At 71.3% G+C, this 18372-nt stretch carries 16 protein-coding genes and 1 pseudogene; 6 read left to right on the top strand and 11 right to left on the bottom strand.

Translation table 11 applies throughout. The features are described 5' to 3' along the window. Positions 1 to 104: 104 nt before the first annotated feature. Positions 105 to 2780, top strand: coding sequence for an AfsR/SARP family transcriptional regulator (locus ACZ6S0_RS40155; RefSeq protein WP_465924572.1), 2676 nt, complete (start codon positions 105 to 107; stop codon positions 2778 to 2780). A gap of 31 nt (positions 2781 to 2811) precedes the next feature. On the opposite strand, the gene mads6 is transcribed toward ACZ6S0_RS40155, so the two are convergent. Next, positions 2812 to 4158: a methylation-associated defense system protein kinase MAD6 gene (mads6, locus tag ACZ6S0_RS40150; RefSeq protein ID WP_465924571.1), complete on the bottom strand. Its 1347-nt coding sequence runs from the start codon at positions 4156 to 4158 to the stop codon at positions 2812 to 2814. A gap of 60 nt (positions 4159 to 4218) precedes the next feature. On the opposite strand from mads6, the gene ACZ6S0_RS40145 reads away from it, so the two are divergent. Further along, positions 4219 to 4665 carry a MarR family winged helix-turn-helix transcriptional regulator gene (locus ACZ6S0_RS40145; RefSeq protein WP_465924570.1) on the top strand — a complete coding sequence of 149 codons (447 nt, stop codon included), beginning with the start codon at positions 4219 to 4221 and terminating at the stop codon, positions 4663 to 4665. A 122-nt stretch (positions 4666 to 4787) separates the two neighbouring features. Here the strand turns inward: ACZ6S0_RS40145 and ACZ6S0_RS40140 are convergent, their stop codons facing one another. Then, positions 4788 to 5285: a hypothetical protein gene (locus ACZ6S0_RS40140; protein WP_465924569.1), complete on the bottom strand. Its 498-nt coding sequence runs from the start codon at positions 5283 to 5285 to the stop codon at positions 4788 to 4790. A 406-nt stretch (positions 5286 to 5691) separates the two neighbouring features. Here ACZ6S0_RS40140 and ACZ6S0_RS40135 point away from each other — a divergent pair, with 406 nt between their 5' ends. Further along, a complete protein-coding gene (locus ACZ6S0_RS40135; RefSeq protein ID WP_465924568.1) occupies positions 5692 to 5958 on the top strand; it encodes a hypothetical protein in 267 nt (88 codons plus the stop codon). Between the two features lie 187 nt (positions 5959 to 6145). Here the strand turns inward: ACZ6S0_RS40135 and ACZ6S0_RS40130 are convergent, their stop codons facing one another. After that, a complete protein-coding gene (locus tag ACZ6S0_RS40130; protein WP_465924567.1) occupies positions 6146 to 6760 on the bottom strand; it encodes a C40 family peptidase in 615 nt (204 codons plus the stop codon). Positions 6761 to 6767: 7 nt separating this feature from the next. Then, positions 6768 to 6950, bottom strand: a complete 183-nt coding sequence (locus tag ACZ6S0_RS40125) for a hypothetical protein (protein ID WP_465924566.1) — start codon at positions 6948 to 6950, stop codon at positions 6768 to 6770. 183 nt (positions 6951 to 7133) lie between these two features. Here ACZ6S0_RS40125 and ACZ6S0_RS40120 point away from each other — a divergent pair, with 183 nt between their 5' ends. Together ACZ6S0_RS40120 and ACZ6S0_RS40115 are read left to right on the top strand one after the other, a co-directional pair. Further along, positions 7134 to 7400, top strand: coding sequence for a hypothetical protein (locus ACZ6S0_RS40120; protein WP_465924565.1), 267 nt, complete (start codon positions 7134 to 7136; stop codon positions 7398 to 7400). Between the two features lie 397 nt (positions 7401 to 7797). Continuing rightward, positions 7798 to 8139, top strand: a complete 342-nt coding sequence (locus ACZ6S0_RS40115) for an STAS domain-containing protein (RefSeq protein WP_465924564.1) — start codon at positions 7798 to 7800, stop codon at positions 8137 to 8139. Here the strand turns inward: ACZ6S0_RS40115 and ACZ6S0_RS40110 are convergent. From ACZ6S0_RS40110 to ACZ6S0_RS40080, 7 genes and pseudogenes are all read right to left on the bottom strand, one after another. Further along, positions 8063 to 10192, bottom strand: coding sequence for a terpene synthase family protein (locus ACZ6S0_RS40110; RefSeq protein ID WP_465924656.1), 2130 nt, complete (start codon positions 10190 to 10192; stop codon positions 8063 to 8065). The genes ACZ6S0_RS40115 and ACZ6S0_RS40110 overlap by 77 nt on opposite strands. Positions 10193 to 10326: 134 nt before the next feature. Further along, positions 10327 to 11701 (bottom strand): annotated as a pseudogene (locus tag ACZ6S0_RS40105) (family 2B encapsulin nanocompartment shell protein). Between the two features lie 46 nt (positions 11702 to 11747). Continuing rightward, entirely contained in the window at positions 11748 to 13163 is a 1416-nt protein-coding gene (locus tag ACZ6S0_RS40100) for a family 2B encapsulin nanocompartment shell protein (RefSeq protein WP_465924563.1), read from the bottom strand. Between the two features lie 30 nt (positions 13164 to 13193). Further along, positions 13194 to 14132 carry a 4-hydroxy-3-methylbut-2-enyl diphosphate reductase gene (locus ACZ6S0_RS40095; protein ID WP_465924562.1) on the bottom strand — a complete coding sequence of 313 codons (939 nt, stop codon included), beginning with the start codon at positions 14130 to 14132 and terminating at the stop codon, positions 13194 to 13196. 11 nt (positions 14133 to 14143) lie between these two features. Continuing rightward, the gene (locus ACZ6S0_RS40090) at positions 14144 to 15193 is read right to left on the bottom strand and encodes a polyprenyl synthetase family protein (RefSeq protein WP_465924561.1); all 1050 of its coding nucleotides are present in this window, start codon (positions 15191 to 15193) and stop codon (positions 14144 to 14146) included. 245 nt (positions 15194 to 15438) lie between these two features. Beyond that, complete coding sequence (locus ACZ6S0_RS40085) at positions 15439 to 16821, bottom strand: carbohydrate-binding protein (protein ID WP_465924560.1); 1383 nt, start codon at positions 16819 to 16821, stop codon at positions 15439 to 15441. A gap of 78 nt (positions 16822 to 16899) precedes the next feature. Next, positions 16900 to 17172 (bottom strand): hypothetical protein, encoded by a 273-nt coding sequence (locus ACZ6S0_RS40080; RefSeq protein ID WP_465924559.1) that lies wholly within the window; start codon positions 17170 to 17172, stop codon positions 16900 to 16902. Positions 17173 to 17274: 102 nt separating this feature from the next. Here ACZ6S0_RS40080 and ACZ6S0_RS40075 point away from each other — a divergent pair, with 102 nt between their 5' ends. Further along, a complete protein-coding gene (locus tag ACZ6S0_RS40075; protein WP_465924558.1) occupies positions 17275 to 18324 on the top strand; it encodes an NAD-dependent epimerase/dehydratase family protein in 1050 nt (349 codons plus the stop codon). The last annotated feature ends 48 nt before the right edge of the window (positions 18325 to 18372 follow it).

Here is an 18372-nt window from a genome sequence, read left to right as displayed (position 1 = left end):
TCCTTTCCCGTGGGATCTCTGAGACCAGGGTCCGTGTGAGCCGCACAAGAATCGTCCAGAACCGATACAAAGAGCTGTCAGCCTCTGTAGAGGAGCTGATGCGGATGACGGTCACCTTCCACGTGCTCGGGCCGTTCGAGGTCCGCCGACATGGGCGTCCCGTCCGGATCTCCGGCAGGAAGCCGCGCCTGCTGCTGGCCACGCTGCTGCTCGACGCCGGGCGCGTGGTGGGCGCCGACCGGCTGGCCGAGGTGGTCTGGCCGCACCGCCCGCCCCGCTCGGCGCAGGCCAACCTGCGCACCTACGTCAGCTCGCTCCGCTCCGACCTGGGCGCCGAGCTGCTGCGGTCCGACCCCGCGGGCTACGCGGTCGACGTGACCGTCCAGGAGCTCGACCTGCTGGCGTTCGAGGAGCTGGTCGACCGGGGACAGTACGCCGAGGCCCTGGCCCTGTGGCGCGGCGCCCCCCTGTGCGACCTGCCCGGCAGCCCCGTCTGGGACCGCCGTCTCGAACCCCTCCACGAGGTACGCCTGCGTGCCGCCGAGGCGCTGATCGAGCGGCGGATCTCGGTCGGCGACCACGACGGCGCCGCCGGCGAGCTGCGCGGGCTGCTGGCCGAGCACCCGTACCGGGAGGACCTGTGGGCCCGCCTGGTGCTGACCCTGCACCGGGGCGGCAGGAAGGCCGAGGCCCTGCGCGCCTACGCCGCCGTACGCTGCCGGCTCGTGGACGAGCTGGGCGTCGAGCCGGGGGCCGAGCTGCGCGGCGCGTACGAGCTGATCCTCGCCGACGAGACGTTGGCCGTCGTGCCCCGCCAGCTCCCGCCCGACCTGCCCGACTTCACCGGCCGGGCCGAGGCCGTGGCGGATCTCGCGAGACCGTTCGCCGTGGCGGTGATCTCGGGGCCGCCGGGGGCGGGCAAGTCGGCGCTGGCCGTGCACGTGGCGCACGGGCTGCGCGCCGCGTACCCGGCGGGGCAGCTCTACCTGGAGCTGGGCGACCGGGAGCCGGGCGACGTGCTGGCCGAGGCGTTGCGGGCGCTGGGTGTGGCGGTCGCCCCGTCGACGGTGGCCGAGCGCTCGGCGCTGCTGCGCTCGCTGCTGGCCGAGCGGCCCATGCTGGTGCTGCTCGACGACGCCCGCGACCACGCGCAGGTGCGCCCGCTGTTGCCCGGCGACGGCAGCGCCGTGCTCGTCACCAGCCGCCGCCGCATCACGGAGCTGCCCGGCGCGGTACGCGTCCAGCTCGGCGGGCTCGCCGCGGAGGAGGCGCTCTCGCTGCTGGGCCGTATCGCGGGCGACGACCGGGTGGCGCGCGAGCGGGCGGCGGCGCTGGCGATCGTGGCCGCGTGCGACGGGCTGCCGCTGGCCGTCAGGAACGCGGGCGCCCGTCTGGCCGCGCGGCCCGGGTGGTCGCTGTCGGTGCTGCGGCAACGGCTGGCGGACGACTGGCTGGGCGAGCTGCGGGACGTACGGGTCAGCCTGGACCAGGGGTACGCGGGCCTGCCGCCCGACGCCGCCCGCGCCCTGGGCGCGCTGGGGCTGCTCGGGCCGCCCGCGCAGCCGGGCTGGGTGATCGACGCGGCGCTCGGCCGGCCCGGCACCGACGAGGTCACGGATCTGCTGGTGGAGCTCAACCTGCTGGAGTCGGTCGGCACCGACCGGGTCGGGCAGCCGCGCTACCGGGTGCCCGGCCTGATCGCCCGGCACGCCGTGGACCGCCTCGTGGGCGCCCCCGACGGGCCGGCCGCCGTCGGACGTGTGCTGGCCGCGTGGACCGCGACCACCGAGCACGTCCTGGCCCGGTTACCCACCACCGTGTTCAGCCTCACCGCCGCCGGGGCGCCGCGCCGGCCACTGCCCGCCCACATGCTCGAACGGCTGACCTCCGACCCGGCCGGCTGGTTCGAGGCCGAGCACGAGACGCTGGCCGGCGCCGTGGAGGTGGCGGCGGAGCTGGGGCTGGCCGAGTCCGCGTGGGGGCTGGCCGCCGCCATGGTGCCCTGCCTCGACCTGCACTGCCGTCTCGGCACGTGGCGGCGTACGCACACGGCCGCCCTGGCCGCCGCCCGCGCCGCCGGCGACCGGTACGGCGAGGCCGCCATGCTCAGGGGCCTGGCCCAGGTGGCCCTCTACCAGGACCGGTACGAGGAGTCCGCCGAGGGCTTCACCCAGTCCCGCCGGATCTTCCGCGAGCTGGGCGACAGGCGGGCCGAGGCCATCTCGATCTGCGGCCTGGGGGCGGTCAGCCAGTTCCGCGGCCGTCACGCGCGCTCGCTCGGCCATTTCGAGCAGGCCCTGGCGATCTTCCTGGCCACCGGCGACAAGCCCGGGGAGGCGTATGCCCGCCAGGCCATCGGCCGGGTGTGCCTGAAGTCGGGCGACCTGGCGCAGGCGTCGGAGTCGCTCGGCCAGGCCATGCGGCTGGCCCAGGAGCTGGGGGACGCGCACCGGGAGGGCTGCGTGTGCGTCCAGATGGGCCACCTGCACCAGGCGATGTCGTTCCACCGGCACGCCCTGGAGATCTTCGAGTCGCTGGGGGACCGGCACTGCGGGGCGTACGCGTTGCAGAGCCTGGCCGGGTTACAGGCCGCCCGCGGCGACCTGGTCAGGGCGTCGAGCGGGCTCGAACGGTCGCTGGAGATCTTCCAGGAACTGGGCGACCGCAGCGGGGAGGCGTCGTCGGTCCAGCTCCTGGGCGAGCTGCACCGCTCGGCCGGGCGTACCGGGCTGGCCCTCGACTACCTCAGGCACGCCAGCGCGCTGCGCTCGAGACTCTAGGCCGGATCGGAGCGGACGGGGCGCAGGGTGGTCATGAGCGGGACACTATGCGGCGGACGAGCCGCTTGAGCCTCGACTCCTGGAGCGGCACGTCCTTGAGCGCCTCAAGGGCCTGTTCGGCCGTGGGGCGCTTGGCCGGGGAGTGGTCGAGCATGCGGCGGACGACCTCGGGCACGTCGGGGCCCTGGGCGTCGCCGCTGGTCGGGAGCTGGCCGGTGAGGAGCTGGTAGGCGATGGCGCCGGCGGCGTAGACGTCGGAGGCGGCCGTCATGCGGTCGGCGCGCTCCTGGCACTCGGGCGCGACGTAGTGGGCGTCGAGCACGTTGCCCAGTTCGTGGGCCACGGTATAGTCGCGCGGCCCCGGCTTGGCGTAGTCGAACCCGGTCAGCACCGCGTGCCCGTCGTCGGTGACCAGCACGGAGGCCGGGGTGAGCGCGCGGTGGATCACGCCGTGGGTGTGGGCGTGGGCCAGCCCGCGCAGCAGGTCCTGGATCACGCCCAGCGGGGCGCCCTTGCCCATCGCCAGGTGCAGCGCCTCGCCGTGCACGTCGTCGAGCACCAGCACGAACCGGCTCTCGTCGTCGATGGCGAAGAAGTCGCGCGAGCGCACCACGCACGGGTGCGGCGGGATGCGGGCCAGCGTCTGGTACGCGTTGGCGATGCGGTGCCGCTCGGCCGCCCGCGCGCCGTGGTCGGCCAGCGGGTCGGCCTGGTAGACGCGCAGCAGCACGGTCTCGCTGCCCGGCAGCGTGGCGTTGAACGCGCGGTATTCGGTCACCTTGGAGTCGCCGCCGAGCTGCTCCTCGACCTCCCAGTTGCCGAACCTGGGCGGGGCCGTGCTGCGGCGTACGGTCTGGTTGAGCGCGTCGAGTATCGCGGTCAGGTAGGGCCGCACGTCGGGGCTGCACCCGCGCCTGACCCGCGAGACGTCGCTCAGCGTGGCCAGCAGGCGGGGCAGGTAGGTGACGTTGACGATGTCGCGGCCGACCGGGTCGACCAGCGAGGCGTCGGGCGAGGTGAGCACGACGAGGCTGTCGACGTAGACGCGTTCGAGCTGGGTGGCCCTCGACACCAGCAGGCCCTTGAGCGCCTTGGCGGTGCCCCGCAGCTTGGTCACCGGCGACCCGAACGCCTCCCTGCGCGGCGGGAACCAGCGCGTGCCCGACACCTCGATGCGCCCCCGGGTGCCCTTGACGTCGACGACCACGAGCGAGTGGCCGGTCAGCACGATCAGGTCGACCTCGAAGACGTCGTTGCCGCGTGGGACCTCGACGTTGTGCAGCAGCAGCCAGTCGGCGGGCGCGTGGTCTCGCAGAAAGGCGATCACGCGCCGTTCGGCGTCGTTGATCGGACGTCCTCCGCCGACGATCTCTGCCATGCGACTATCCTCGCACGGTATTGCATTGACAGCATGTTGTCGAAACGACAAGGTGTTGTCATGAGCGAGCGTGCCGAGCTGCTGTCGGGGCTGGTGCTGGGGGCCTTCCGGCTGAACGGGCAGTTCCTGCACGTGGCGGACGGGCTGGCGCGCCCGGCGGGGATGACGGCCGCCTGGTGGCAGGTGCTCGGGGCCGTCGCGGGTGAGCCGCTGCCGGTGGCCGGGATCGCGCGGGCCATGGGGATGACGCGTCAGGGGGTGCAGCGGATCGCGGACCTGCTGGTGGAGCGGGGGCTGGCCGAATACCGTCCCAATCCGGCGCATCGGCGGGCCAAGCTGCTGCGGCCCACGGACGCGGGACGGGAGGCGATCACCAGGATCGCCCCCGTCCACCGGGAGTTCGCCGACCGGCTGGTGGGGGAGCTGGGGGCCGAGGGCGCGCGCGACTGCCTGGAGGCACTCCGACGGCTCTCCACGGCCCTCGACCGGCTGACCACCCGCCCATAGCCGCCCGCAGCAGCAGGGGACCGGGCGTCACCGAACGCCTGCGGCCGCCCGCAGCAGCCGGGGACCGGCCGTGACCGAACGCCTGTGGCCGCGTACGCCAGGGGACGGGCCCCGGGCGTGTTTCAGGCCGCGGGCGCGGGCCGGATCCCGCGGCGCGCCCTGAAGATTCTGCGGCGGGGCTTGACGACCGACAGCGTCGTCGCCGTCACCAGCATGACGATCTGCGTGCCCAGCGCCGCCACCTGCCCCCACCGCGGCGCGGGGCCGACCGGCCCGGACGACGTCGCGGCGGCCATTCCCTCGGGATCGAACAGGAACATGCCGACGCAGATCACGGCCACCAGGAGTACGAGCTTGCCCGCCGTCCAGTAATAGCGAAACAGCCTCCAATGGCTGCTCAGCCCCAGTGCGATGCCGGTGATCAATGCGGTGAGGCTCAGCGGTATCCCACCGGCGAACACCAGCGGCGGCATCAAGCGATACGCCGCGTGCGCCTGCTCCAGATCGTTTGTCAGGGCCGCCGACGTATTCAGCACGACCAGCCCCCACACCTCGCCGAGCAGCGCGACCGACGCGATGACGTGGATAACCACGATCGACTTCCGGATACGCGGACGCATCCCGCTCACCTCCTAATCAAGGAACTCGGCGGTCATCCTCGCTGCTTTGTTCGGCCCGTACGTCCGCCCCGGGAGGGCCGTCCGGGTACGCCGAGAGGTGTACCGGCGATTCTCAAGTTTCGGGTGATCATTGCCAATACGGCGGTGAACGGCCGCGCGGCAATTCTCGTGGCCAGCCAAAACAAATCTGCTTCGAGAGTTTGCCGGAGCGGTCGATATACCGGGTGTCGGTTAACTGCGGCAAAACCGAGTGCCAAGAAACCGAGGTGTCTCCTTGACCTCCATTAGGGCTTTCTGAGTTGCGGTTCCCGCTGCCTGCCGCGATTGTTATTTCCGGCACCTCACAGCCCTGCACAAACGACTATGGCGTCGGGTTTTCCGCGCCGATCCATGGAGGAAAGCAAACATGATCCGTCGCATTCTGGCCGGTGCAGCAATCGCGGCCGCCGCCCTCGGCTTCTCCGCCGGCGCGGCCTCGGCCGACGTCGGTCCCAACCCGCACAACGGCGGTCAGAGCATCCTGAGCCAGTTCAGCATCCTGGACGACCTGACCGCACTGAACGACGTCCTCAACGACTCGGTCAAGTACGTCGACATCCTCACCCTGCTGCACCTGAACGACATCGACGCCGACATCCTGAACAACGAGGAAGACACGGGCGACAACAACTGACGACTCCTCACGTGGCGTAGGCAGGAAGCTGATCGGCGACTTCCGGACAATGACGGAAGCCCGCCCGGCCAAGATCCTCTTCCTGGTGCCTTGAGGTGAACCGAAAAGAGCGGGCCGCGGAATTTCGCGAATCCGCGGCACGGGCTCGGTGCGCACCGAGATCTCGACGTCGCGCGGCTCGGGTCGATCACTGCAGGACGACCTGGGCCGCGCGATCGTGTACCGGGCCCCCACCCTCCTCCGCCGGTGGATCGACGTTGGCCGCGCTCTCGCTCGGCCGTACCGCTCCCATGAAGGTGCGCCGGTCGAGCGGCTCCACCCGGACGAGCTGGCCCGTGTACGGCGCGTTCACCATCCGGGTGGAGTCCACCACCACGCCCACGTGCTCCGGTCCTGCGGTGGCCGGATCGTTGTCGTAGAAGACCAGGTCCCCCGGCTCGACGAGTTCCTTGGCGATCCGGATGCCCGAACGCCACTGCTCGTACGTGGTCGTGCCGATCCGCACCCCCGCCCGCGCCCACGCGTACTCCGTCAGGCCCGAGCAGTCGAACCCCCAGACCTTCGCCCCCTTCCCGATCCCGTATCCGGGGCCCCGCACCCCGCCCCCGCCCCACGAGTACGGTGTCCCGACCATCTCCAGCGCCGCCCGCGCCGCGATGGCGCCGGCCGCGGTGCGCGCGAGGAAGCCCGGGGCGCAAATCCGCGGGCCACAGCCATTCACGGCCGCCGCGGCGGTGGAATGGGACGTGCCCGGAATCGCGATCGACAGCGCTATTACCAGCAGTGGCCTCAGTCCATTCATGGCATATTCAGCGCTCCTTCGACTCGTCGCGCCCAGCCTCGCCGCGGCACGCACCAGGACGTTTCTCCTGCTTACCTTCCTCCATCTCTATGGGGATAAAACGCCCTTTGGTCATGCCGGAAGCGCGTATGGCCATAAGATGAAAAAATGCCGTCATGCCCGCCCTGGCAAATCCGTACCACTCGGACATATCCGGACTGGTAGGGATTCACCGGCCAAGGAATTGGGGCGCGCATTTGACTTCGACTTAGCACAGCCGGGTTGCGACCCGCCGACGGCCCACGGGATTGTTATTCCTGGAATCTCGCAGCCCTGTGCGAGTGATTCACGATGACGCGCATCCCGCGCCGATTCCGACGAAGGAGAAGTAGAAATGATGCGTCGCATTCTTGCCGGTGCAGCGATCGCGGGCTGCCTGTTCGGGTTCTCCGCCACGAGCGCTTCGGCCGACGTCGGCCCCAACGCCCTCAACAAGGACAAGCAGATCTTGAGCCAGTTCAGCCTCCTCGACGACGCCACGCTGCTCAACGACGTCCTCAACGACTCCGTGAAGTACATCGACGTCCTCACGGCGCTGCACCTCCAGGACATCAACCTGGACGTCCTCAACAACGAGAAGGGCACGGGCGACAACAACTGATCGGTCACTGAAGCGGCGGCCCCCCGCCCCCGGCCCGTACGCCATGCGTGACGGCGTTCCGGCAGCCACGGCCCCTCGTGGCGGCACCTTGCCGGAGCACCTCCCTGGCCGGCGCACGGGTGCGATGAGCCTCTGCTCACGGTAGATCGCGTCTCCGGGCAGGCCGGTGTGCGTCAAGTCCGCAGCCGGCGCGGGCATGGCCGGCCTGTTCGGAAAGCGCTACCCGCCATTATTTCCCCGTAATTCGGTCATTTCCCAGCGAAAATTACATAGTGGAACATGCCTCGTGTAGCCTGAATTCGGGTTAATCGCCCGGTGTGTACGCCAGCGGTCATCCCCTGCCGAGTGCAGTACGCCAATACGACCCCCGGAGTGCGCGTTGGGGGGTGCGAGGAGCGTGGGTATCACAGAGCGGCTGCTCTACCAGGACGAGCAGCTACGGATCACGATGGCGGCGGCGCCGGGCGTGCCGGCCGTCACGCTGACCGGCGAGATCGACGCCACCAACAGCCCCATGCTGGCCAGCACCCTGGCGAGTTGCCGCCAGGGCACCTACATCGTGGTCGACACCGGCGAGCTGACCTTCATCGACGTCTCGGGCCTGCGTGTGCTCGTGATGCCCGCCCTGCCGCCCTCACAGCGGTGGATCCGGCTGCACAACGTCACGCCGTACCAGCGGAGGTTGTTGCGCATGATGGGCTGGTTCTACCAGCCGGCGGTCCACCACGTGCCGCTGTAGGCTCCACGATCGCGGCCGAGGTGCCCAGGCCGGTCGGCCCGCCCAGCCGCCACGGTCGCGGCGCGTAGTGGCGCAGCAGTGACGGCTCGTCGTAGCGGGAGCAGTGGCGGTGCCAGTTGTGGATGCCCGCCAGCCAGTCGCGCAGCTCGGCCACGAACGCCGCCACGTCACCGCGCGCCTCGCCGTCGAGGCCGAAGTCGTCGCAGACGATCGGCAGCTCGTGCGCGACGATGTGCTCGAACTGCCGCACCCGCGAGACCTGCAGGTCCCTGACGATGTCGAGCGCCGCCGGATAGTCGCAGTCGAAGAAGCTCTGCACCACCAGCACGCAGTTGTGCACCTCGCCCCCGAACTCGATCTCCTTCTGGTACGAGTAGACGTCGTTGACCAGCACCGCCCCGTCGCTCATCGCGTTCTCCAGCGCCACCACCGGCCCGCTCGCGTAGAACTCCTCCGGGATCCCCTTGGTGTGCCGCAACCGGCTCAGGCTCATCGTGAGCTGCGCCCCGAAGGTCAGCCGGCGCATCTCCATGTAGTCCACCGGGTCGGGGACGTGGCCGGCGATCTCGTTGGCCAGCTCCCACAGCCAGCTCGCGCACATCTCCTCGACCGTCGCCCGCAGCCTGCGCCGGGCGGCGACCGGCATCGGCCCGGCCGTACGCGCCCACACGTCGGCCAGCCCCCGCTCCAGCACGCTGGCCGGGGGCGGCGCCGGCGAGCAGTCGAGCGGCATGCACGCCCCCAGCCGGTCCACCGCCACCTTGGCCGCCGACAGGTTGCGCGAGCGGCCGAAGACGACCGGGAAGTAGTCGTCCGCGTACGTCCCCCAGGTCAGCCAGAGCGTGGCCAGGTCCAGCTCCTCGGGCGAGGCGTCCGGGTGCAGGCCCGCCGCGCACAGCGCGAAGTCGAAGTCGGCCAGCTTGGCCTCGTCCCACACCGCCGAGCCGACGACCCCGCTCCGCGGCTCCAGGAGGCCCATCTCCCCGCACCAGGCCACGATGTTGCGCCTGGCCGCCTCCAGGTGGGGTGACAGCCGCACGTCGGACGGCACGTACAGCTCGGGGATCCGCGACGGCCCCACCCGCTGGTACGGCACGTGTGTGAAGCCGCGCAGCCGCTTGGCCCCCAGCAGGTCCACCACCGACGACATGCCCAGCGGCCGGCCCGCCCTGGCCCGCGCGTTCATGTACCGGCTGGAGCGCGTGTGCCACTCGTGCCCGCCCGACTGCCAGTCCTGCAGCCCCTTGACATACCGCAGCACGCCGGCCGCGCTCAGCGGATCGACGCCGTGCTCCAGGAACAGCGGCCCCAGCTCGAACACCGCCGTGTGCTCGAACTGCTGCATCCGCGAGGTCAGCAGGTCGTTGACCGCGTTCGCGGCCTCCTGCGTGTCACACCCGAGGAACCTCTCCAGCACCAGCACGCCGTTGCTCAGCTCACCCTCGTCCCCGACCTCCCGCTCGTAGGAGAACAGGTCGTTGCGCAGGTGCACGGCGTCGGCGAAGGAGTCACGCAGCACCCGCATCGGCCGCGTGCCCGCGATCCCGGCCGGCACCTCGGCCCGCACCGCGTGCTCGACGAGCCCGGCCGACCAGGGGGCGCCGCCCACCTTGCGGCGCATCTCGATGTACTCGACCGGGTTGGCGACCCGGCCCCGGTTGATGTTGGCCAGCTCCCAGAGCGACTCGTCGAGCAGGTTGCGCGTGCTCTCCGCGAAGCGCGCCCGCCAGTCGAGCGACATGCCCGGCACCGTACGCGGCCACAGGTCGGCCAGCCCCGCCTCCACCGGGTTGTTCGGCTCGGGCATGGTCAGGTCGTGGCCCATCGGCATGAACCGGGCCAGCCGCCCCAGATACTCCTTGCCGCCCCCCAGGTCGCTGGTGCGTTTGAAGACCTCCAGAAAGTGGTCGTCGAAGAAGAAGACCCACACGTACCAGTCGGTGATCAGGCTCAGCTCGGTGCCGTCGCAGTCGGGATGGGTGTAGGCGCACAACAGCGCGTAGTCGTGGGCGTCGAGGTCCGCCTCCTCCCAGACCCCCGAACCTTCGAGCATGCCCATGTCGCGCGCCCACTGCCTGGAGTGCGCGCGAGCCTCTTCCACATGCTGGTTGAGCCGGGCCGGGTACGGCAGGTAGAAGTCCGGCAGTTCGAACGGCTGGGTCATGCTCACTCCTCCAACGTGTACGGTCAGCGCGCCACCTCGACGTCCGCCAGCACCCCGAGCGCGTCCGGCACCAGCACGGCGACCGAGTAGTAGGCGCTGACCAGGTACGACGCCACGGCCCTCGCGTCGATGCCGGTGAGCTTCACGCTGAGGCCCGGCTCCCGCTCGCCGGGGACGCCGCTCTGGCGCAGGCCGACGACGCCCTGGTCGTCCTCGCCCGTACGCAGGACGAGGATCGACGTGGTGCCCGCCCGGCTGATCGGGATCTTGTCGCAGGGCAGGATGGGCACCCCGCGCCAGGCCGTCACCCGGGTGCCCCCGATCTCGGCGCTGTCGGGGTAGACGCCCGTGGCGCTGCACTCGCGGTGGAAGGCGGCGATGGCGCGGGTGGGCCAGGAAGTAGCGCGACTTCTTCCTGCGGCACAGCAACTCGTCGAGGTCGTCGGGGCCCGGCGGGCCCGTCCGGGTGTGGATCCGCTGGCCGGGGTCGGCCTGGTGCAGCAGCCCGAAGTCGCGGTTGTTGATCAGCTCGCGTTCCTGCGACTCGCGTACGGACTCGACGGTCAGCCTGAGCTGCTCCTCCTTCTGGTCCATCGGGCCGTTGAACAGGTCGCTCACCCGGGTGTGCACGCGCAGCACGGCCTGTGAGGCGCCCAGCTCGTACTCGCGCGGCCCGGGGTCGTAGTCGGCGAACGTGCCGGGCAGCACCGTCTCGCCCCGGTGCCCGGCGGCGGTGACGATCGCGGCCTCGCCCCACTTGTTCTGCGGCGCCGCCCGGCGCGCCCGATGGAGGTCGAGCCGGGCGCGCAGTGCCGGCGACCGGTCGCCCAGCGCGTGGATCACCTCCCACGGCAGGGTCAGCACCGTGCACGCGGTGCCGGCCTCCAGCGTGTACGGCCACACCTCGCCCTCGTCGGGCGGCTCGGAGCCGGCGTGGTCGCCGCCGGCCAGCGAGCCGAGGACGAGCGGGTCGCCGTACTCGCCCGGCTGGAGCTTGGTCACCTTGCCGTGCGCGATGAGGATCAGCTCCTCCGCCGGCCGTCCGGCCCGGACGATGGGGTCGCCGCGGTCGAACTCCCGCTGCTCGAACAGCCCGGCGAGGGTGTCGAGCAGGCGGTCGTCCTCGAGCCCGTGCAGCGGCGGCAGCTCGGTCAGGCTCGGCGGGACGACCCTGACCAGAGCCCCGGAGTTCGAGAAGCTCACCCGGCCGCCGCCGACCCGGTACGTGAGCCGCCGGTTCACCCGGTAGACCCCCGCCGCCAGATCCACCCACGGCAGGACCCGCAGCAGCCAGCGGGGCGAGATCTCCCGCATCTGCGGGGGCGTCTTGGTCGTCGTGGCGAGCAGGCGCGCCGCCCCGGTGCCGAGACTCAGCCGCTCGTCGAACTCCGTTGACATGAACACCACCAATCCCTGTGGGCCGGACGGACGGGGAGGGCCGCGGTTACCCGTTCCTGCCGAGCTCGACGTCCTCCAGCACGCCGAGCGCGTCCGGCACCAGGACGGCCGCCGAGTAGTAGGCGCTGACCAGGTAGGAGATGACGGCCTTCTCGTTGATGTTCATGAAACGGACCGACAGGCTGGGCTGGTACTCATCGGGGATGCCGGTCTGGTGCAGGCCGACGACGCCCTGGTTCTCCTGGCCGGTGCGCATGAGCAGGAACGACGTCGTCCGCGTGCCGGAGACCGGGATCTTGTTGCAGGGGAAGATCGGCACGCCCCGCCAGGCGGGCACCCGGTGGCCGCTGACCTCGCTCGACTGCGGGTAGATGCCGCGCTTGCTGCACTCACGCCCGAACGCGGCGATGGCCTGCGGGTGGGCCAGGAAGAACGAGGGCTCCTTCCACACCGTGGACAGCAGGTCGTCGAGGTCGTCGGGGGTGGGCGGGCCCGAGCGGGTGCGGATGCGCTGGCCGAAGTCGGCGTTGTGGAGCAGGCCGAACTCCCGGTTGTTGACCAGCTCGTCCTCCTGGCGCTCGCGCAGGGCCTCGATCGTGAGGCGGAGCTGCTGGTCGAGCTGGCTCATCGGCTGGTTGTACAGGTCGGAGACCCGGCTGTGCACGCGCAGGACCGTCTGGGCCACGCTCAGCTCGTACTCGCGGGGGCTCTGCTCGTAGTCGACGAACGTGCCGGGCAGCACGGCCTCGCCGACGTGGCCGGCCGACAGGTTGATCGCGGCCTCGCCGTAGTCGTTCTGGGCGTGGTCGCCGCTCGTACGCCAGCGCGCGACGTGCTCGCGCAGCGCCGGCGCCTGCTCGGCGATCTGCTCGAAGTCCCGCCGGGAGAGCGTCAGCACGGTGGTGGCCGTCTTGGCGCGGGCGGTGTACGCGAACTGCCCGCCGTCGACCAGGGCCTGCTCACCGAGATAGTCGCCGTCGGCCAGCACGCCGAGGTTCTGGTCGTCCCCGTACGCGCCGTGCGCGATCTTGACCACCCGGCCGTGCGCGATCAGCACGAGCCGGTCCACCTCGCCGCCCTCGGCGACGATCTCCTGGTCGGCCTGGACCTCGAACTGCGTGAAGCGATCGGCCAGCGCTTCGAGCACCTCCATGTCGTCGAAGCCGCGCAACATGGGCAGCTCGGTCAGCTCCGCCGGGATCACCCGCACCTCCGCACCGGCGGTGCTGAAAGTGATCCGTCCGTCGCCCAGCGTGTACGTCAGCCGCCGGTTGACCCGGAACACGCCGCCGGAGCACTGCACCCACGGCAGCAGCCGCAGCAGCCAGCGGGAGGTGATCTCCTGCATCTGCGGCGGGGTCTTGGTCGTGGTGGAGAGCTGCTTGGCGGCATCGGTGCTCAGGCTGAGCTGGCCGTTGCCGTTGGCGTCCTCGGGGGCGGTCGAGTGGGTCGTTTCGGTCATCGTGGTGCACCACCAATCTCGATGTGGGGCCTAGCCTTGGTTGCGGAAAGCTCGGAGTTCGAGTGGCAGGGAGAAGGTCAGCGTCTCCTCGGTCAGGGTGACGGGTTCCACGTCGGCGAATCCGTGGCCGGCGAGCCAGTCCAGCAGGTCCGAGACCAGCCGTTCCGGCACGGAGGCGCCGGAGCTGACGCCGACGCTCTCCACCCCGTCGAGCCAGCGTTCGTCGGCGTCGGCGGCCCGGTCGATCAGGTGGGCCGCCCGCGCGCCGGCGTTCAGCGCCACCTCCACCAGGCGCAGGGAGTTGGAGGAGTTGGCCGAGCCGACGACGAGGACCAGCTCGCACCGGGGCGCGATGGCGGTGATCGCCTCCTGGCGGTTCTGGCTGGCGTAGCAGATGTCGTCGCTGGGCGGGTCGATCAGGTCGGGGAAGCGTTTGCGCAGCTCGGCGACCGCCTGCATGGTCTCGTCCACGGCCAGCGTGGTCTGCGACAGCCAGCTCATCCGGCCGCCGCCCGCGGTCAGCTCCTCCGGCCTGGCCGGGTCCATGACCTGGATGCGGTCGGGGGCCTCGCCCAGCGTGCCCTCGACCTCCTCGTGCTCGGCGTGGCCGATGAGGACGATCTCGTAGCCCGCCTCGGCCATCCGTACGGCCTCCTTGTGGACCTTGGTGACCAGCGGGCAGGTGGCGTCGATCGTCCGCAGCCCGCGCTCCTCCGCCACCCCCTTCACCACGGGCGAGACGCCGTGGGCGGAGAAGACGACCAGCGAGCCGTCGGGCACCTCGTCGAGCTCGTCGACGAAGAGCGCGCCGCGCCTGGTCAGCTCGTCGACCACGAAGGTGTTGTGAACGATCTGTTTTCGCACGTAGACAGGTGGGCCGAAGCGTCTCAGCGCCTCCTCCACCGTGACGATCGCGCGTTCGACGCCCGCGCAGTAGCCGCGCGGGGCCGCGAGAAGTACCCGTCTCATCGGGAAGCCCCTTACCTGTCGCGGTGCGCGAGCTGGTCGGCCATCGCCGCCAGCACGGTGGCGGCCTCGGGCTTGATCTGTGCCTCGGCCAGGGCCGACACGGCCTCGCGCACCCGGTCTTCGATCATTGACTCGACCCTGGCCAGCGCCCCCGTCTCGACGAGGATCTGCCGCAGCTCGGCGGCGCGCTCCTCGGTCAGCGCCGGGCTGCCGTGCCAGGTCTTCAGGTGGTCGCGCTGGACGGGGGAGGCGTGCTGCACGGCGTGCGCGTACATCACTGTCTGCTTGCCCTCGCGCAGGTCGTCGAGGGAGGACTTGCCGGTCTCCGGCGTGGAGCCGAACGTGCCGAGCACGTCGTCGCGCAACTGGAACGCCTCGCCGAGCGGCACCCCGAAGCCGGAGTACGAGTCGAGCAGCTCCGCCGAGGCGCCGGCCAGCGCGCCGCCGATCTGCAGGGGCCGCTCGACGGTGTATTTCGCGCTCTTGTAGCGGATCACGGTCAGCGCCTCGGCCTCGGTCGCGCCCGAGCGGAGCTGGCTGAGGACGTCGAGGTACTGGCCGCTGATGACCTCGGTGCGCATGGCGTCGAAGAGGTGGTGGGCGGCACGCAGGCGCGGCGGCTCCACCCCGCACGCGGACAGTAACGTGTCGGACCAGGCCAGGCTGAGCGTGCCGAGCAGGATGCCGCCGGCCCGGCCGAACGCCTCGGCGCCCGCCCCGTGGTGCAGGTCCGCCAGGCTGCGGTGCACGGTGGGCTGCCCGCGGCGCAGGTCGCTGCCGTCCATGATGTCGTCGTGGATCAGCAGGCCCGCGTGACACAGCTCAAGGGCGGCGGCGGCGCTGATGATCTCCTCACAGTCGTCCCCGCCGGCGCCGCGCCAGCCCCAGTAGCACAGTTGCGGCCGTACCCGCTTGCCGCCGCCGAGGATGAAGTCGGACAGCAGCCCGTAGGCCGCGTCGACGCCCGGGTCGGAAACGGGGTTCCGCCAGGTTTCCAGGAAACCGCTCAGTCGTTCGTCAATCCGCGAACCAAGGGAATGCTGCGTGAAGCCCACCGGCATGCGCGCGGCTCCGTCCTGTCAGTCGAGAACTACCCCTAGTTACTCACTGAATACGGAGCGTGTAAAGTGTCTTTTGTGGCTCAAGTTTTCTTTTGCCACGGGGATCCCACGGCCCTGGGGGCGGCCATGAAGGCGTTGCCGTGCGGGGGGTCGAGAGCCGGCGAGCGGGCACGAACAGGCCCAGGCCGGAGAGGGGCTCTCCGGCCTGGGCCGATCGGCTTTCCTGTGGCTGTTTCTGGGCCTGGCTAGACCTGCTGCCAGAGCGCCGGCACGTTGGGGGGCTCCCAGCCCGTCTGCGAGGTGTGGCCCTGCAGGCACCGGTACGACGCGCCGCCGTAGGTGACGGTGGCGCCCGCCGCGTACGCGGTGTTCGGCGCCCACGTGCCGCCGGGCACGGTCGGGGAGACGGTCGGCGAACCGGTCGGCCCGCCGCCCTGGGTGGTCAGGGTCAGCCCGTACGTCGAGAGGATCTCGTTGACCGGCTGGAAGTACGTCGTGCCGCCCGAGCTGCAGTTGCCCGAGCCGCCCGAGGTGACGCCCTGGGCCTGGTCACCCGAGATGAACGAGCCGCCGGAGTCGCCCGGCTCTGCGCAGACGCTGGTCCTGGTCACGCCGCTGACCGTGCCCTGCGGGTAGGTGACGCTGGTGTTGAGCTGCTGCACCGAGCCGCAGCGCCACTGGGTGGTCGAGCCCGAGCGGCAGATCGAGGAGCCGGGCTGGGCCACGGTCGAGCCGCGTACGGGCAGGATGCCCGAGCTGTAGCCGTTGACCACGCCGACCGGGGTCCACTGCGTGTTGACCTCGACCCAGGCGTAGTCGTTGCCGGGGAACGACGAGCCGCGGAACGTGCCCTGGGCCACCCGGTTCGAGCCCGACGTGGTCGCGCCCGTGGTGCCGCAGTGGCCGGCGGTCACGAAGCCGCCCTGGGAACCGGCCCGCGTCACCGAGAACCCGACCGAGCAGCGTGAGCCGGTGCCGATGTAGTAGGCGTCGCCGCCGCGGACGTCGTAGAACAGCTCGGGTCGCTCGTCCGAGCGCACGACCCGGACGGCCGAGGTGTCGGCGCCGCTGGCCTTGACCCAGGCCGTGGCCTTGGCGGGGGTGGAGGTGAGGACGACGACGGTGTTCTCGACGACGTCCACGTACCAGACGGGGGCGGTTTTCGGGGCCTTGGCCGACGCCTGGTCGAGGGTGGCCTTGACCCGGTCGAGCAGGTCGAGGGAGCGGGTGACCACGCGGGCCGTGACGCCGGCGGCCGTGATCTGCGCCGCCTTCGACGGGTCGATGGTGGCGGCGACGGGGGTGGAGGTGGGGCCGGTGACCCAGGTGCCGGCGTACGACGTGCCGAGCATGGCCCGGAGGCTGGGCTCGACGCCGGCCGCGGCGGCCTCGTTCACCAGGCGCTCCTCGGCCTGCGCGCCGGTGACGCCGAGGTCGCGCGAGAGCGCCTCGACGAGGCCGGGCGGGGGGTCGGCCGCGACGGTGGCACTCGCCCTGGCCACGGCGAACAGGCTGTCGTCGGTGTCACCCTGCGCCGCGGCGCCCTTGGCGGCGAGCGCGACGGCCGGGACGGCGATCAGCGTGACGGCCAGGGCCAGGCCGGCCGTCAGGGCCTTTCTTGGGAGCATTCGTGGACTCTCCTCGTACTGGGGGGGTTTCGCTACCGTACGGGAACGGATACGAGGAGTGGTCGTGGCAAATTGCCCCTATCGCGGTGATATGGGGGATGGCTCCTGGGCAGGCAGTTGTTCGCCGCCGAGCTCGAAAGTCATGCCGTGGCTGCTGGCCATCGTGATCACAGGCCGCCGGAGCACCTCGCTCACCCGGTGCGCCACCTCCTGGAAACGACGCTGCTTCTCGGGCGTGTCGACGGCGGCCAGACGGACCGAGCCGTTCTCGAGCAGCGACCTGGCCAGCCACTCGGACATGGAGTGCTGGAAGCGGACCTCTTCCTCTGGGGTGAGGGGCATGGATTCCATGCGCCGCAGTTTAGGCGGAAGGTCCTGCCGCGGCGGTGTTGTGCCGGTCCAGCGGCGCTGACCTCGGGTTTCGCGGTCCCGGCGGGGGGCAGCGGGGCAGCCATGAGAGTCGTTGTGGTGGGAGCCACCGGAAATGTGGGCACCAGCCTGGTGCGAGCGCTGGCCGCGGACGATGACGTGACGTCGATCGTGGGAGTCGCCCGGCGGCTGCCCGGGTGGCGGGTCGACCGCACCGACTGGCGGCAGGCCGACGTGGCGGCCGCCGACCTGACGCGCATCTTCGACGGCGCCGACGCGGTGGTGCACCTCGCCTGGCTGTTCCAGCCGGCCAGGGACCCGGCGATCACCTGGCGGGCCAACGTGCTGGGCAGCATGCGGGTCTTCCGCGCGGTGGCGGAGGCCGGGGTGCCCGCGTTGATCCACGCCTCGTCGGTGGGGGCGTATTCGCCCGGGCCCAAGGACCGGCCGGTGGACGAGAGCTGGCCCACGCACGGCTGGCCGGGGGCCGCGTACGGGCGGGAGAAAGCCTACGTCGAGCGGGTGCTGGACGTCTTCGAGCACGATCACCCGAACATCAGGGTCGTGCGGATGCGGCCCGGCTTCACCTTCCAGCGCGCGGCCGCGACCGAGCAGCGCAGGCTGTTCGGCGGGCCGTTCGTGCCGCGGTGGCTCATCAGGACGGGCCGGGTCCCCTTCGTGCCGGACATCCCCGGGCTGCGCCTCCAGGTGCTGCACGCCGACGACGCGGCCGAGGCGTACCGGCTGGCCGTCACCAGGCCCGTGCACGGGGCGTTCAACCTCGCCGCCGAGCCCGTGCTGGACGCGTCCGACCTGGCCGCGCTGCTGGGCACCCGTACGGTGACGGTCCCGAGAGGGCTGGCCAGGGCGGCCATGGCCGCCGGCTGGCACCTGCGGCTCGCGCCCGCCGCGCCCGGCCTGCTGGAGCTGGTCCTGCGCATCCCGGTGATGAAGGTCGAGCGGGCGAGGGAGGTGCTGGGCTGGCAGCCGCGGCACTCCTCGCTGCAGGCCATGCGGGAACTGTTCGACGGGCTGCACGAGGGCGCAGGCATGGACACCCCGCCGCTGGCTCCCGACCGCGGCCCGGTCAGCCGGGTACGCGAGTTCGCCACCGGCATCGGCGGCCGCACCTGACGCCGTGACGCCGTGAGTCCCTGCCGTAGCCCTCCGTGCTGCCCGATG

This window comes from Nonomuraea sp. NPDC051298 (assembly GCF_055586305.1).
Note: the sequence above shows the minus strand (reverse complement) of the source record. Positions and strands in the feature narration are given on the sequence as shown.

Coding starts and splice junctions, on each gene's coding strand:
- ACZ6S0_RS40155 (WP_465924572.1), top strand. CDS start 105: ATGACGGTCACCTTCCACGTGCTCGGGCCGTTCGAGGTCCGCCGACAT.
- mads6 (WP_465924571.1), bottom strand. CDS start 4,158: ATGGCAGAGATCGTCGGCGGAGGACGTCCGATCAACGACGCCGAACGG.
- ACZ6S0_RS40145 (WP_465924570.1), top strand. CDS start 4,219: ATGAGCGAGCGTGCCGAGCTGCTGTCGGGGCTGGTGCTGGGGGCCTTC.
- ACZ6S0_RS40140 (WP_465924569.1), bottom strand. CDS start 5,285: ATGCGTCCGCGTATCCGGAAGTCGATCGTGGTTATCCACGTCATCGCG.
- ACZ6S0_RS40135 (WP_465924568.1), top strand. CDS start 5,692: ATGATCCGTCGCATTCTGGCCGGTGCAGCAATCGCGGCCGCCGCCCTC.
- ACZ6S0_RS40130 (WP_465924567.1), bottom strand. CDS start 6,760: ATGAATGGACTGAGGCCACTGCTGGTAATAGCGCTGTCGATCGCGATT.
- ACZ6S0_RS40125 (WP_465924566.1), bottom strand. CDS start 6,950: ATGTCCGAGTGGTACGGATTTGCCAGGGCGGGCATGACGGCATTTTTT.
- ACZ6S0_RS40120 (WP_465924565.1), top strand. CDS start 7,134: ATGATGCGTCGCATTCTTGCCGGTGCAGCGATCGCGGGCTGCCTGTTC.
- ACZ6S0_RS40110 (WP_465924656.1), bottom strand. CDS start 10,192: ATGCTCGAAGGTTCGGGGGTCTGGGAGGAGGCGGACCTCGACGCCCAC.
- ACZ6S0_RS40100 (WP_465924563.1), bottom strand. CDS start 13,163: ATGACCGAAACGACCCACTCGACCGCCCCCGAGGACGCCAACGGCAAC.
- ACZ6S0_RS40095 (WP_465924562.1), bottom strand. CDS start 14,132: ATGAGACGGGTACTTCTCGCGGCCCCGCGCGGCTACTGCGCGGGCGTC.
- ACZ6S0_RS40090 (WP_465924561.1), bottom strand. CDS start 15,193: ATGCCGGTGGGCTTCACGCAGCATTCCCTTGGTTCGCGGATTGACGAA.
- ACZ6S0_RS40085 (WP_465924560.1), bottom strand. CDS start 16,821: ATGCTCCCAAGAAAGGCCCTGACGGCCGGCCTGGCCCTGGCCGTCACG.
- ACZ6S0_RS40080 (WP_465924559.1), bottom strand. CDS start 17,172: ATGGAATCCATGCCCCTCACCCCAGAGGAAGAGGTCCGCTTCCAGCAC.
- ACZ6S0_RS40075 (WP_465924558.1), top strand. CDS start 17,275: ATGAGAGTCGTTGTGGTGGGAGCCACCGGAAATGTGGGCACCAGCCTG.